This is a genomic window from Sphingobacterium faecium (assembly GCF_003054045.1).
GTDB classification, from domain to species: domain Bacteria; phylum Bacteroidota; class Bacteroidia; order Sphingobacteriales; family Sphingobacteriaceae; genus Sphingobacterium; species Sphingobacterium faecium.
This window is the reverse complement of record NZ_QBKH01000002.1, coordinates 835,552-849,438: the sequence shown is the minus strand read 5'-3', so window position 1 is coordinate 849,438 and position 13,887 is coordinate 835,552. Positions and strand designations below refer to the sequence as shown.

At 31.0% G+C, this 13,887-nt stretch carries 12 protein-coding genes; 11 read left to right on the top strand and 1 reads right to left on the bottom strand.

Features of this window, described 5'->3' with window-relative positions:
* Nucleotide 1 precedes the first annotated feature (1 nt).
* The 5 genes from C8N37_RS07805 to C8N37_RS07785 all read left to right on the top strand — a co-directional run bounded on the left by C8N37_RS07805 (nucleotide 2) and on the right by C8N37_RS07785 (nucleotide 6,739).
* Nucleotides 2-1,132 (top strand): glycosyltransferase family 4 protein, encoded by a 1,131-nt coding sequence (locus C8N37_RS07805; protein WP_108158358.1) that lies wholly within the window; start codon nucleotides 2-4, stop codon nucleotides 1,130-1,132.
* A 517-nt stretch (nucleotides 1,133-1,649) separates the two neighbouring features.
* Complete coding sequence (locus C8N37_RS07800) at nucleotides 1,650-2,405, top strand: glycosyltransferase family 2 protein (RefSeq protein WP_211322213.1); 756 nt, start codon at nucleotides 1,650-1,652, stop codon at nucleotides 2,403-2,405.
* Nucleotides 2,402-3,394 carry a glycosyltransferase family protein gene (locus tag C8N37_RS07795; RefSeq protein ID WP_108158356.1) on the top strand — a complete coding sequence of 331 codons (993 nt, stop codon included), beginning with the start codon at nucleotides 2,402-2,404 and terminating at the stop codon, nucleotides 3,392-3,394. The genes C8N37_RS07800 and C8N37_RS07795 overlap by 4 nt, the downstream gene beginning before the upstream one ends.
* A gap of 136 nt (nucleotides 3,395-3,530) precedes the next feature.
* Nucleotides 3,531-5,585: a glycosyltransferase gene (locus C8N37_RS07790; RefSeq protein ID WP_108158355.1), complete on the top strand. Its 2,055-nt coding sequence runs from the start codon at nucleotides 3,531-3,533 to the stop codon at nucleotides 5,583-5,585.
* A gap of 32 nt (nucleotides 5,586-5,617) precedes the next feature.
* Complete coding sequence (locus C8N37_RS07785; protein WP_108158354.1) at nucleotides 5,618-6,739, top strand: glycosyltransferase WbsX family protein; 1,122 nt, start codon at nucleotides 5,618-5,620, stop codon at nucleotides 6,737-6,739.
* Nucleotides 6,740-6,792: 53 nt separating this feature from the next.
* Here C8N37_RS07785 and C8N37_RS07780 read toward each other — a convergent pair whose 3' ends face one another.
* On the bottom strand, nucleotides 6,793-7,647 hold the full coding sequence (locus tag C8N37_RS07780) for a glycosyltransferase family 2 protein (RefSeq protein ID WP_108158353.1): 855 nt from the start codon (nucleotides 7,645-7,647) through the stop codon (nucleotides 6,793-6,795).
* Nucleotides 7,648-7,755: 108 nt separating this feature from the next.
* On the opposite strand from C8N37_RS07780, the gene C8N37_RS07775 reads away from it, so the two are divergent.
* From C8N37_RS07775 to C8N37_RS07740, 6 genes are all read left to right on the top strand, one after another.
* A complete protein-coding gene (locus C8N37_RS07775; RefSeq protein ID WP_170114496.1) occupies nucleotides 7,756-8,529 on the top strand; it encodes a glycosyltransferase family 2 protein in 774 nt (257 codons plus the stop codon).
* 130 nt (nucleotides 8,530-8,659) lie between these two features.
* The gene (locus C8N37_RS07770; protein ID WP_108158351.1) at nucleotides 8,660-9,019 is read left to right on the top strand and encodes a DUF4372 domain-containing protein; all 360 of its coding nucleotides are present in this window, start codon (nucleotides 8,660-8,662) and stop codon (nucleotides 9,017-9,019) included.
* Nucleotides 8,962-9,579, top strand: coding sequence for an IS4 family transposase (locus C8N37_RS07765; protein WP_108158350.1), 618 nt, complete (start codon nucleotides 8,962-8,964; stop codon nucleotides 9,577-9,579). Before C8N37_RS07770 ends, C8N37_RS07765 begins: the two co-directional genes overlap by 58 nt.
* Before the next feature lie 806 nt (nucleotides 9,580-10,385).
* Nucleotides 10,386-10,874 carry a hypothetical protein gene (locus tag C8N37_RS07750; protein ID WP_108158347.1) on the top strand — a complete coding sequence of 163 codons (489 nt, stop codon included), beginning with the start codon at nucleotides 10,386-10,388 and terminating at the stop codon, nucleotides 10,872-10,874.
* Nucleotides 10,875-11,347: 473 nt separating this feature from the next.
* Entirely contained in the window at nucleotides 11,348-11,833 is a 486-nt protein-coding gene (locus C8N37_RS07745) for a SixA phosphatase family protein (protein ID WP_108158346.1), read from the top strand.
* Between the two features lie 22 nt (nucleotides 11,834-11,855).
* Nucleotides 11,856-13,859, top strand: coding sequence for a thioredoxin domain-containing protein (locus C8N37_RS07740; protein WP_108158345.1), 2,004 nt, complete (start codon nucleotides 11,856-11,858; stop codon nucleotides 13,857-13,859).
* The last annotated feature ends 28 nt before the right edge of the window (nucleotides 13,860-13,887 follow it).

Below are 13,887 nucleotides of genomic sequence, written 5' to 3'. Positions count from 1 at the left end.
AATGTTTAAAGTAGGATTTGATGCAAAACGTTTTTTTAATAATCAAACGGGCTTAGGAAACTATAGTCGTGATTTGATTCGCATTTTACGTACATATTTTCCTCAAGAGACCTATTTATTATATACCCCACAGCTTGGAAAACAAGAATATGATAAACTTGTTCCAAATCAGATGGTAAGACAAGCTTCTGGTTTTCTTAACAGAACTTTCAAAAGTTATTGGCGAGGGAATCGTATTGTTGAAGATCTTAAAAGGGACAAGATTGATATATTTCATGGTTTATCTGGAGAAATTCCTGTTGGATTACAAGAAACTTCAATTAAATCCGTGGTGACCATACATGACTTAATTTTCATCCGTTATCCCGAGTTGTATAAAAAGATAGACCGTACGGTTTATTACAAAAAGTTCAAATATGCATGTGACCATGCAGATCAAATCGTTGCAATCAGCGAACAGACCAAGCGAGATATCTGTGAATTTTTTCACATTTCTGAAAACAAGGTTAAGGTCATCTATCAAGGTTGTCATGAATCATTTAAGTCCATTAAAACAGACGAAGAAAAAAATAACTTAATAAGTAAGCTTGGCCTGCCAAGAGATTTTATCTTGAATGTGGGAACGATTGAATCTCGAAAAAATGCACTATCCATTGTTAAAGCAATTGTAGATAAAGATATACCTTTAGTAATTGTCGGTAAACCTACGGCATATACAAAAGAAATACATGAATTTGTAGCCCTCAACGGCATGCAAAATCGTGTCATCTTTTTACATGGTTTATCTATGCAGGAATTATCAGTACTCTATAGTATTGCAAAAATATTTGTTTACCCTTCCATATTTGAAGGTTTTGGGATTCCAATTATCGAAGCATTGTATAGTGGAACTCCCGTGATTACAACAGATTCAGGTGTATTCCCAGAAGCTGGAGGCCCATCCTCTTATTATGTCAACCCTCAGGATATTGATCAACTGAGTGATGCTATTGATACGATCTTAAATTCGTCTGTTCTACAAAAAGAAATGAGTAAAAAAGGATTGGAATATGCTCAACAATTCAATGATGATACCTTAGCAAATCAATGGATGAATCTTTATCTTGAAATGCATGGTGAGTCATCGAATTGATCACATTAACTTTTCTGACAAACAAACTTTTGTTTAGAGGCGATAAATAAATCTCCTCTTCCAGTAATCTCTCATAGATATTCTTGTATATTTCTAAAGTTCTTATTAGAGCGCTGTCCTACAATTTTGTTTAGTTCGGTTATTATTCATTTTAAAATTTTGGTTATTAATATTTTTCCTTGCCTAAAAACCTAAGTATCTCATTTTTTAATGATTTTATATGAATATATAATGTAGATGACAGAATAAAAACATCCAGTCAAGAGTAATATTTACATTAATTAACATTATTATTGTAACATAAACAAGACAATTCTCGTTATATAAAAGAGGTTGTACAACAGACTCAAGATAAATATGAGTTAATAATCTATGAATAAAATGATTACCCTATTTTTAAAATCGGTGCATCTCCAACATATTGTGGCAATACTTTTGATATTCATAAGTTAATTAATATTTATACTAAGGGTTTGAAAGTAAATTTATCATATTTTATAATTTGAAATCAGTTAAAGTGAATCAGAAATTAAGTGCATTAGTGATTACATATAATGAGGAGAAAAACATCTTAGATGTCATAAAATGCCTTGACTTTGCGAATGAAATCATTATAGTAGATTCATTCAGTGATGATCAAACGGTTACTCTTGCCAAGAAAAATCCAAAAGTTCGTGTTTACCAACACAAGTTTGAAGATTTTACAAAGCAAAGGAATTTAGCTATTTCTTATGCCACTAATGATTGGATACTCTTTTTAGATGCTGATGAAAGATTAACCGTACCACTTCAAAAGGAAATTCAAAATATCATCAATGATTCTACCGCCCATGATGCATATTATGTTTATAGAACCTTTTTCTTTTGCAACAAAAAAATAAGATTTTCTGGTACACAGAATGACAAAAACTTTAGGCTATTTAGAAAATCTAAAGCAAAATATCGTGAATTAAAAAAAGTACATGAAACTTTAGATGTGAATGGTACTATTGGAATTTTAAAACATAAGATTTTACATTATTCTTTTTCTGATTATCAGTCATACAAAAATAAAATGATTCATTATGGCATACTCAAAGGACAAGAATTACAGTTATCTCACAAGAAGTATAATTTAGTGACTCATATCGCTAAAACAAGCTTTAAATTTTTCAAAGCATACATTATTAAATTGGGTATATTAGACGGGAAAGAAGGATGGGAAATTTCATACTTGCAAAGTTTAAGTGTGCACCATACTTACCTATCTTTGAAGCGAAAAAAACAAATATGAAAATCTCCATTATAAGCTTTGACTATTGGAATTACGATTGTCATATTGCAAAAAATTTGCAAGAAAAAGGTGTTGAAGCCACTCATATCAATATGGGTACTTATCGTTACAAAAATTTTGGAGAAAAAATATACAACGCGGCAAGTAAGATTTTTTTGAATAGAAATATTAAACATGTTAAGCGCCAACAATATGTACTTGAATACTTGAGTAAAATTGGACTCCAAGATCAAATACTTGTTTTAAATCCTCATACTTTAGATTACAAGACTATATCAAAAATAAAGTCTTATACCAAGCATCTTATCACCTATTTATATGATAATCTTGGTCGTTATCCAGTAGAAAATAAATTAGACTTATTTGATCAGGTTTATTCTTTTGAGGATAAAGACGTTTTGGAACACGGTTTTGAAAAAATAACAAATTATAATTATCTTTCCGATAAGCCTAAATCATCTCAGAAAAATCAGCAAGATCTTTTTTATATCACTTCTTTTGATAAAAAAAGAATCAAGACACTTCGAAAAATTGTGTCAAAACTAGCTCAACTACATATCAAGTATAAGATTGTTATCGTTGGTAAACAAGTGTGGAAAGAGAAATTAAATCGCTTCATAACACGCAATCTAAACTTTAAATATGTTCATTTACTCAAAAAACCCATTGGCATTGACGAAGTTTTGAAGGAATATGAAAAAAGTAACGTCACCTTAGACCTGATTCGAGAGGGTCAAGAAGGATTAAGCTTTAGAGTATTTGAGGCTATAGCACTGGAAAAAAAGATTATTACAGATAATCCAAGTATCATAGAGTATGATTTTTATGATCCACAGAATATTTTATATCTTGATAAAAATCTAAGTAATCTAACTGCTTCATTTTTTGAAAGCCCTTATAAAAGACTTCCCACTGATATATTTGAAAAATATACGTTGGATAGGTGGGTGGAAACTGTTTTTAATTTAAAATCTTATAAAGGAAAGTAAAGAATTTACATTGAAACAATATGTTAATTTAGCGGAGTAATTTTTCTATGAATATATCAACCTGCAAATTAAGTACTTTAAATAAGGTATAAATGCAAACTCACTAATCGTTTTTAAAAAATAAATAATATTATAAATGGGAATACGAAGAACCTTTAAACATTTATTTAAAAACATACTCTTAATCAAAAAATTACACCGGAAATTAAGGATTAAAACCGACTTACCATTAAAAATAAATCGTAATAAATTACATTTTCCAAATGTAGAAAAACCGGTAGTTTCAATAATAATCCCTTTCTATAATCAGGAATCATATACTTGGGCATGTCTAAAATCAATTGCTGAACATATCCCAGAAATTAGTTTTGAGATTATTTTAGTTAATGATAACAGTAAAGAAGATTTCGATTTTGAATTAATTGAAAATATTCAAATAATAAATAATGAAGAAAACTTAGGTTTTTTAAAAAGTGTTAATAAAGCAATAAATTTCGCAAAAGGAAGCTTCATATATCTTCTTAACAACGATACAGTTGTTAAAAAAGGATTTTTGGATGAATTATATAAAGTCTTTAAAACATTTGCCAATGTGGGTGCTGTAGGTTCTAAATTACTAAATGCTGATGGAAGTCTTCAAGAAGCAGGCTGTATGTTGATGAAAGATTGCAACATAAGTCCTATAAGGTCAGATGAACATTATTATCCTGAAGTCAATTATATATACAAAGTGGATTATTGTTCAGGATGCAGCTTATTATTTAGAAAATATACAGATGATAATCAATTAAATTTATTTGATGAGCAGTTTTCACCGGCTTACTTTGAGGAAACAGATCTATGTTTCACACTTAAATATATACAAAAAAAGAACATCTATTATACACCCTTTTCTCAAATTATTCATTTCAATGGAATTTCATACAATTCTAAAAAGAAAAATGAAAAAATAAATAAAAAAATAATTTTCAAAAAAAACTTAGATCTTTTTAAAAAGAAATGGGCTAAAGAGATTATTAATATTAAGGCCACAAATATTAACAATAGAAAAATTGAAATTTACGATGATAAAAGCATTGTTTTTTTCTACCATCGAATACCAGAATATGATAATAACTCAGGTGATTTAAGATTAACCGAAATTATCACAACATTTAAAAATTTAGGTTACCATATAACCTTAATCGCCAAAAAAAATAAAATAGACAATAATTATTTATATTATTTTCAAAGATTGGGTGTAAATACCTTTTATAGGTATTTACATGCAGATGATTTAAGTTCGTTTTATAAAAAAATCAAAAACGATAAATCTATTTGTTGGTTTTATACAGCAAAAGTTTTTATAAAACACCACAAATATGCTAATAGATACTTTAAGAATACATTACTAGTATATGATATGGTAGATATACATCATCTTAGAATAAAACGTGCACTTGAAAGTGATCCAACAAATCGAAAACTAAAAAAGAATTACTTCAAAGATCTAAAATACGAGACAACGGCATCCATAAAAGCTGATATTGTTATAGCTATTTCTCAAGATGAGGCTACATACATGGAAAATTTTTGTGAAAAAGAAAAAATAATTGTTATTTCTAATGTTCATTATTCTAAAATCAAATTAGAAAACACAACTAGCTTCGAACAAAGGCTAAATATATTATTCATTGGATCTATGCATCAACCAAACGTTGATGCAGTACAGTTTATGGCAGACGATATTATGCCCATTATTTGGGAGTCGCATCCTGAAATTGAACTTAATATTATTGGGGATGTTAATCTTAAAATAAATAGATCACATCCTAAAATAATCTTCCACGGCCATGTAAAGGATATAACCTCTTTCTTCTTAACTAACAAACTGATGATTGCTCCACTTAGATATGGTGCCGGCGTTAAAGGAAAAATTGGACAAGCCTTTGAATATCATCTGCCTGTAGTAACAAGTAAAATAGGCGCAGAAGGAATGAATCTTATTGACAATGAGAATGTTTTATTAGCAGAATCTGAAATAGATTTTGCAGAGAAGATTCTTCAACTTTATACAAACAAAATGTTATGGCAAAAATTACAAAATAATTCTGAAAATAGCTTAATACCTTTTTCCACAGATGCTCTTAGTATAAAAATAAAGGAAATTGAGATAAGAGCTAAAGAAAAATTTTCTTCAACAATTATATAAGTTAAAAAAGAGTATTAATTACATAGAATCTAATGAAAAAAGATATTAAACCAATTGCTATCTATTTACCTCAATTTCATCCATTTACTGAAAATGATAAATGGTGGGGCAAGGGGTTTACTGAATGGACCAACGTAACAAAATCTCAACCTAAGTTCAAAGGCCATTATCAGCCGCAGCTACCAAGTGATCTTGGGTTTTACGATCTTCGCTTAGAGGAGACCATGATTGCTCAAACTGAGCTAGCAAAAGAATATAGCATTCATGGATTTTGTTACTATCATTATTGGTTTAATGGGAAACTATTGATGGAACAGCCTTTAGAAATGATGTTAGCTTCTAAAAAAATTGACATGCCATTTTGTTTATGTTGGGCAAATGAAAATTGGAGTAGAAGATGGGACGGTTCTGAGCACTTAGTTTTAATGGAACAACATTATAACCATAAGGACGATCTAGAGCATATACATTATTTAATGAAATTCTTTAGGGATGAACGATATATTAAAATCGATAATAAGCCTATATTGATTATATATAGAAGCGAACTACATCCTCAAATTAAAAATGCTATATCACTTTGGCAAAAAGAAGCTATAAATCAAGGATTTAACGGCTTATATCTAATTAGAATGGAAAATTTCATCAAAAACCTAAATCCAAAAGATCATGGTTTCGATGCAGGTATGGAGTTCTCACCTGATTTTTCCTTAGCTAAGGATAAAATACTGAAAAAGAATACTCCATTTAAATATATTTTAAAAAAAACCTTACATAAAACTGGTATTAAAAAAAGCGGATATTTTTTAAATAAGGTCTTTAGTTATTCTCAATTAGTAGATGATACTTTAGCAAAACCACCCATGCATTATAAACAATTTCGATGTGTAACCCCTGCATGGGATAATTCCGCTAGACGTCAAAAAAATGCAACTATTTTCCATGAATCAACTCCTGAAAAATTTGGAGAATGGGTAAAATACATTACTAATTTTACGGATGAGAATTTTGACGGAGATGAACGTATTTTTTTTATAAATGCTTGGAATGAATGGGCTGAAGGTAATCATATGGAACCAGACTTGAAATTTGGAACTGCTTATCTAGAAGCATTCAAAAAAAATTTCGATTATCATAAGCTTAATAATAAATAAAGATTTATTAAACCATTATGCAGTTCAGTGTTTATAGTTCTTAAAGGTGAGTTCTAGGATCGTAATTCATTCATAATTTGACGAAATTTATTCGCTTTAAACACTTTATAAATAAGTTTTCTATACCAAACATTATAATACTTTAATCTTATTTGCTTTAATTGATGTCTGTCTCTTAATAAATTAGAAATAATAAATCCATGCTTCCTATAAAGTTCATAATGCTTTTTGTAGATATACAATAAAACTTCATCAATAGAATTATCTACATTTTGATCCATAATAGAATCGGCGCTAAACCTTTTTCTATAATTATATAGAGGCTCTTCAATTCTTAAAACATCTCCACTAAAACATTTTAATAAGTGCATCCAACATTCCCAATCCTCACATAATTTTACATCTTCATCAAAACCTCCTATTTCTTTGATTTGAGAGGTTCTAACCATTGCAAAAGCTGGAATACAGTTACTTTTTAAAAACAAATTAATTTCAAATTTAGGTAAATATAGAACACCTGTTTCTCTTTCGAATAGTTCCATGTTGCTATAGACAATAATCAAGTTGGGGTTATCATCGTAGTGACCAAGAGAGATTTGTACATAACTATCTTTCAACATATCATCTGCATCTAAAAAAACTATATATTCTCCTTGAGCAAAGTGCAGACCTAGGTTTCGAGCAGCAGAAAGTCCTTTATTCTCTTGTTCTTTATAAGTCAGTCTTGCATCTTTACTTAACTCTTTAATTATAATATCTTTCGAATTATCAATTGAACCATCATTTATTACAATAACTTCAATATTTTTATATATTTGATTCAAAGCAGATTGAATCGCTTCTAAAACTGTTGACTCACAATTATAACAAGGAATAACAATAGTTACTAAGGGATTAAGATTTATCATCCACAAAAATGATAAAATAATTTTAAAACTAACTCTTATTATAAATACTAAGTTTATTATTGCTTGTTAAAATATATAGATTTACTTTTGTTAAAACACAATATGTCTATGAAACTATCAATAATTACTGTTAATCTTAACAACAAAACCGGATTAGAAAAGACTTTTGAATCTATCAATAATCAAACTTTTCAAAAATTTGAACACATAGTTATTGATGGTTTATCAAATGACGGAAGTGAAGAATTGATAACTAATAATAATCGAGTCAATTATTGTAAATCTGAAAAAGACAATGGTGTATATGATGCTATGAATAAGGGTATAAAAGCTGCAACAGGAGAATATATCTTATTTCTAAACAGTGGTGATACTCTGTTTGACAACAATACTTTAGAAAAAGTTATCTTAAATTTAGATAATGAAGATATTATTTATGGTGATCTTTTATTTAATAGCAGGAAAAATCCCTACACTTTTAACTACCCAAGTAAACTCACAGGAAATTTCTTATTTAAAGCTTCCCTACCCCATCCAGCCAGTTTTATAAAAAAAGATTTATTTTCAAGATATGGCATGTATGATCAACAATACAAGATCATAGCTGATTGGGTATTTTTTATAACGGTTATTATTAAAGAAAATGTATCCTATAGGCACATTGATCAAGTCATAAGTAATTTCGATACAGAAGGTATGAGTTCAAAAGCCGAAAATCTATCTCAAATCTTTGAGGAAAAAGCAGAATTTCTTAGAGAGAATTTTTCTTTTTTCTATTATGACCATTTAAAATTAATTGAAACAGAAAAAACCTTGCAACGAATCCAATCTTCGAAGGGTTATAAAATTCTTAAAGCTCTTGGTGTAAAAAAGTTTCAATAACTTAGCAACTTGATTTACTTTTTCTGTTATACTATGTTTAAATCAGTTGCGTCCCAAATAAGTAAAAAAAGGCGGTGAATTTGTATAGCAGAGATTGCTATATTTATTTCGCTAAAAATCATCCACCGCCATGGTAAATATAAACGTATTTTCTCAGATTCTAGGTCTAGTTGAACGTGACATTTTCAATAGATTGGTTCAGAAATACCAGTCCGACAAACATCACAAGGGTATAAACAGCTGGCCCCACTTTGTTAGCATGCTATTTTGCCATTTATCCTCAGCCGATTGTGTTCTGGATATTTCCAATGGGCTTCGCAGTACTACGGGCAATATGAATCATATGGGTATTTCCAGAACACCGAGTAAGTCCAATCTTTCCTATATGAATTCCCATCGCGACCATGCTCTTTTCAGGGATCTTTATTATGGTTGTTGGATCTGCTATGGAGCAAACATCCTCACAAACGAACTGAGCTGCGAAGATTAAAGAGTAAGATTCTGCTGATGGATGCCACAATCATCCCTTTATGTCTGAGTGTATTTGATTGGGCGAAGTTCCGAAGTACAAAAGGAGCGGTTAAACTTCATACGGTATTGGATTATGATGGCTGTATGCCGAGTTTTGTGCATATTACAGATGGTAAACAACATGAATCCAAAGTAGCCAAAACCATCTCTTTTCCTCCAGGGTGTGTTCTTGTGGTAGATCGGGGCTATGTAGATTATGCCTGGATGAACATTTTGGACAGCACCGGCTGTTTCTTTGTTACCAGAAGCAAATCCAACATGAAGTACACTGTGATCAAAACAACTAAGAGTGAGGCACTAATGGAAGGTGGAATAATTGAAGATCAGACCATTGAGCTTATTGGATCACCAAATATAGGGAATGCAGGAAAGAAGATACGCCAAGTTCGTGTTTTGGACAGCACTAAAAACGTAGTGTATGAGTTCTTAACAAACAATTTTAGTTGGAAACCCAAGACAGTAGCATCTCTTTACAAAGAACGGTGGGAGATTGAAACATTCTTCAAACATCTAAAATAAAGACTAAAGGTCACCAGTTTTGTAGGCACATCCCAAAATGCGGTGTATATACAAATATGGACCGCATTGATCGGAATATTACTGTTCAAGTATATCCAAAAGAAAGCTAAATACGATTGGAATCTATCGAATCTGGTCAACTTTATACGATTAAATATTTTTGTAAAAATAGACCTATGGAAATGGGCCGATGATACATTTATTTCAGGAAAACCGCCAAACAAAATTGCTCAATTTAAACTCTTCTAAACTAAATTGGAAGGATCTATTCTGATAAATAAGATAAAACCTTGTCAAAATGAAGATAAAGGGAAGTTTTGTACAGACTAAAATTTGTTTAGGACACTACTGTGTTTAAATTGTATTAAATTATTTTATTTTTTTAAATAATTTAATTGTATGTTTTTGATTTTTTATTTAAGTTACATTCTTGATAATTTATATATGTAATTATGAATACATTTTGCAAAAAAAAATAGGAATATTATTATTTTATTCCCTTGTCTTAATTTCTTGTAAAAAAGAAAATGAAAAATTACAAGAATCTTCCGAGCACTAAAGAAATTTTATGGAAAATTGTCTAATGTAGGAGCCGAAAATGTGCTTTATACGTTAAGAGAGGATGTCTTTCAGATTAAGGGACAAAATATAGTAGAGAGTAAAGATCAATTGGCTTTTGCTTATAGGAAATCTATAGTTTCAAATAATGGCTGTAGTGCTCTCAATTCTCCATTTACGCCTGGATATTGTGGTTATCCGATAAAATGGTATAACGATTTTGTAATAAACAGAGTCGATCTGCGGTTATGATTGATCTCGAATATTATAAGGAATCCATTATACGAGTTAATTCTATAAAATCTTTTCCTTTCGATCTTAAAAGCCCAAATGGGCGATTTTCTTTAGTTGGTCAATCGGACGGAAATCTTTATCTTGTCGATCATAGCAATGATAAAGTGCTATGGGATGCTGGCTCATATAAGAAATATGGTTCTAGATATCTCTATAGAATGACTTTCCAAAAGGATGGAAATTTAGTAATATACGCAAATAGAAATGGGCTTTATGATGATTCAGTATGGGCAACCGGTAATCTTTTTGTACCAAACGGTGATTTTTTCTTATCCAGCGTCAATTCTTCGATGTACATTTTACAGGATGACGGGAATTTAGTTTTATATTTTAATCTTGATGGAGGAAATGCAAACATAGACACCATTGTCAGGATCCAACCAATTGCAGAGACACGAACATGGAATGGAAGGAAATCTACTCATTGGGAACAAATTAAGTAAGTGACTTCACAAAATATTATTTTAGAAAGCTTGTAATGAGTTTTTAATTAGAATTACCTAAGAGATAGCAACCGCAAGAATAACTGTCGTTAAATATTTTTATAAAGTCTCATTTATGCTGTCTTAAGTTGTCAAAAAGCGAGGTTTAGTATATAAAAAGTTTAAGGAAAATATAGTACCTTTCCAGTAAAGCACTAAACCTTCGTATTTTCAAGTAAATATGCTATCATTCATTATGGCAATATATTAGTGGTGAAATAAACTTATTTTTCTACTGTTTTTCATGTTTTAGTAATGATTTGCACGGAACGTATTAATGATTTGCCAAAGAATAATTTACTAATATTTCATCCTTAACTACAATTAATGTCAAAGATTATATATAGAATCACCATTAATTTAATGTTAAACTTTTCGATCTCTTTGAATAAATAAATCGATTTTAGCTATATTTATATAGATAACATCATATTATGTCTAAAAATCTTTATATCGTCCGTCATGCAAAGGCTGAACAGTCATTTTCCAAAAGGGATTTCGACCGTATATTAATAGACAAAGGCATTGAAAGAGCACAACGCATTTCCTATCAATTGTCCTTACACATGCAAGCTGATGCAACTACGCTTTGTATTTCTTCTTCTGCAGATAGGGCATATCAAACAGCAGAAATATTTATTAAAGCGATTAAATATCCACAAATTGCTTTGATTAAAGAAGATCAACTTTATGAAGCAACGTACTTGGATATATTAAAATTAATCAATCAAGTACCTGCACATATCAACACACTTTTTATCTTTGGTCACAACCCTGGCTTATCGGACTTTATTGAATACGTCAGCAATGAATCGGTTCCGTTGTCAACTTCACAGGTTGTACACCTAGTAATTGATGATGGATTTGATTTTAATACTTTGACTTCCAGCTGTGCAACGCTTTTAAATACCATAGTATAATTCCTTTTTGTACCTTCGGGTTATGGCAAATCAATTGCAATTTGAAAATTCTCCCTACCTGAAGCAACATGCTCACAATCCAGTTCACTGGATGCCTTGGGGAGAGGAAGCTTTAAAAAAAGCTCAAGAAGAAAATAAATTGATCATCATCAGTATTGGCTATTCTGCTTGTCACTGGTGTCATGTCATGGAAAGGGAAAGCTTTGAGAATGATGTCATTGCGCAAACCATGAACAAGTTCTATGTACCGATCAAAATTGATCGGGAAGAACGTCCGGATATTGATCAAATATACATGACTGCGGTCCAACTCATGACTAATGCTGGCGGATGGCCATTAAACTGTATTTGTTTACCTGATGGTAGACCGATTTATGGTGGCACGTACTTCAAAGCACATGATTGGCAAAATATATTAATTCAAATTGCCCGAATGTGGGAAGAACAACCTGAGGTGACACTGGAATATGCTGACAAATTGACAAGAGGCATTCAACAAAGTGAACGTTTTCCCATAAATCCAATTCCTGAACAATATAAATTTGATGATTTGCAAGATATCATCAAGCCCTGGAAAGAACTATTCGATCCAAAAGATGGCGGCTATCACCGTAGTCCTAAGTTTCCTCTTCCAAACAACTGGTTATTCTTATTACGCTATTCCGTCTTAGCACATGATCATGAAACATTAAATCATGTGCATTTTACCCTTCAAAAAATAGCCTCAGGAGGTATTTATGACCATATTGGTGGTGGGTTTGCTCGCTACTCGGTTGATAGTGAATGGCATGTCCCTCATTTTGAAAAAATGCTTTATGATAATGGTCAACTGATTTCCTTATATGCAGAAGCATATCAACAACAACCTTTACCTTTGTACAAACGTATTGTTGAAGAAACAATTATATGGGCCAAGCGAGAGATGTTAGACCCAAATAAGGGTTTTTACTCAGCCTTGGATGCAGATAGTGAAGGAGTAGAAGGAAAGTTTTATACTTTTGATTTATCGGAAATTAAAACCATCTTGGGCGATGATGCTGATTTATTTATCGCTTACTTTAATATTACAGATGAGGGAAATTGGGAAGAAGAAAAAATCAATATCCTGAATTGTGATATTGATGCAGATCTAATGGCTCAAGAGGCAGGATATACCTCCGAAGAATGGGAAGCTTATCTGCGTTCAATTAAGAAGAAATTATTTGATTATCGTAAAAAACGTATTCATCCTGGACTTGACCATAAACAGTTGGCCACTTGGAATGCACTTCTTCTAAAAGGTCTAATCGATGCGTATCGTGTATTTGACAAGCAAGACTATTTAGAACTGGCTTTGGAAAATGCGGAATTCTTGATGCATGAATTGATAGCAGAAGATTTTACAATGCTCCATCAACCGAAAGATTCTAATCGGAGTATTTCCGGATTTTTAGATGATTATGCTTTCACTATTGCTGCATTTACAGCATTGTATGAAGCTACATTCGAAGAAAAATGGCTTTATACAGCGAAAGGATTATTAGATAAAACGATTGAACTATTTTACGACAGTCATGAAAAAACCTTCTATTATAGCGCTTCTAATGCAGAAAAATTAATTGCTCGAAAAAGTGAAGTCATGGATAATGTCATTCCGTCATCTACATCTACAATCTGTCATCAATTAAAAAAAATAGGACTACTATTTGATAATGAGGGATATATAGCGATATCAGATCAATTATTTGCGAATGTATTTCCACAAATCAAGACATACGGCTCTGCTTATTCAAATTGGGCAATATTATTGTTAGAAGAATTGTATGGTTGCAATGAGATTGCGCTGACTGGAGAGGATGCACAGGCATTTCGTAAAGAGCTAGATCATTATTACATTCCGAATAAAATCGTATTAGGTGGAACAAAAGGCAGTCTACCATTGTTATTAAATAGAGCGGGTTTAAAATCAAAAGCCTACCTTTGTAGAAATAAAACATGCAGTCTGCCACAGAATACGATTGCAGAACTTATAAAAATAATAGAATAATAACGGGGAAAATCCCAAAAATCAAAAC

Bases quoted from the DNA above. Each gene is read 5' to 3' on its own strand.
- C8N37_RS07805 (WP_108158358.1), top strand. From the start codon at position 2: ATGTTTAAAGTAGGATTTGATGCAAAACGTTTTTTTAATAATCAAACG.
- C8N37_RS07795 (WP_108158356.1), top strand. From the start codon at position 2,402: ATGAAAATCTCCATTATAAGCTTTGACTATTGGAATTACGATTGTCAT.
- C8N37_RS07790 (WP_108158355.1), top strand. From the start codon at position 3,531: ATGGGAATACGAAGAACCTTTAAACATTTATTTAAAAACATACTCTTA.
- C8N37_RS07785 (WP_108158354.1), top strand. From the start codon at position 5,618: ATGAAAAAAGATATTAAACCAATTGCTATCTATTTACCTCAATTTCAT.
- C8N37_RS07780 (WP_108158353.1), bottom strand. From the start codon at position 7,647: ATGATAAATCTTAATCCCTTAGTAACTATTGTTATTCCTTGTTATAAT.
- C8N37_RS07775 (WP_170114496.1), top strand. From the start codon at position 7,756: ATGAAACTATCAATAATTACTGTTAATCTTAACAACAAAACCGGATTA.
- C8N37_RS07770 (WP_108158351.1), top strand. From the start codon at position 8,660: ATGGTAAATATAAACGTATTTTCTCAGATTCTAGGTCTAGTTGAACGT.
- C8N37_RS07750 (WP_108158347.1), top strand. From the start codon at position 10,386: ATGATTGATCTCGAATATTATAAGGAATCCATTATACGAGTTAATTCT.
- C8N37_RS07745 (WP_108158346.1), top strand. From the start codon at position 11,348: ATGTCTAAAAATCTTTATATCGTCCGTCATGCAAAGGCTGAACAGTCA.
- C8N37_RS07740 (WP_108158345.1), top strand. From the start codon at position 11,856: ATGGCAAATCAATTGCAATTTGAAAATTCTCCCTACCTGAAGCAACAT.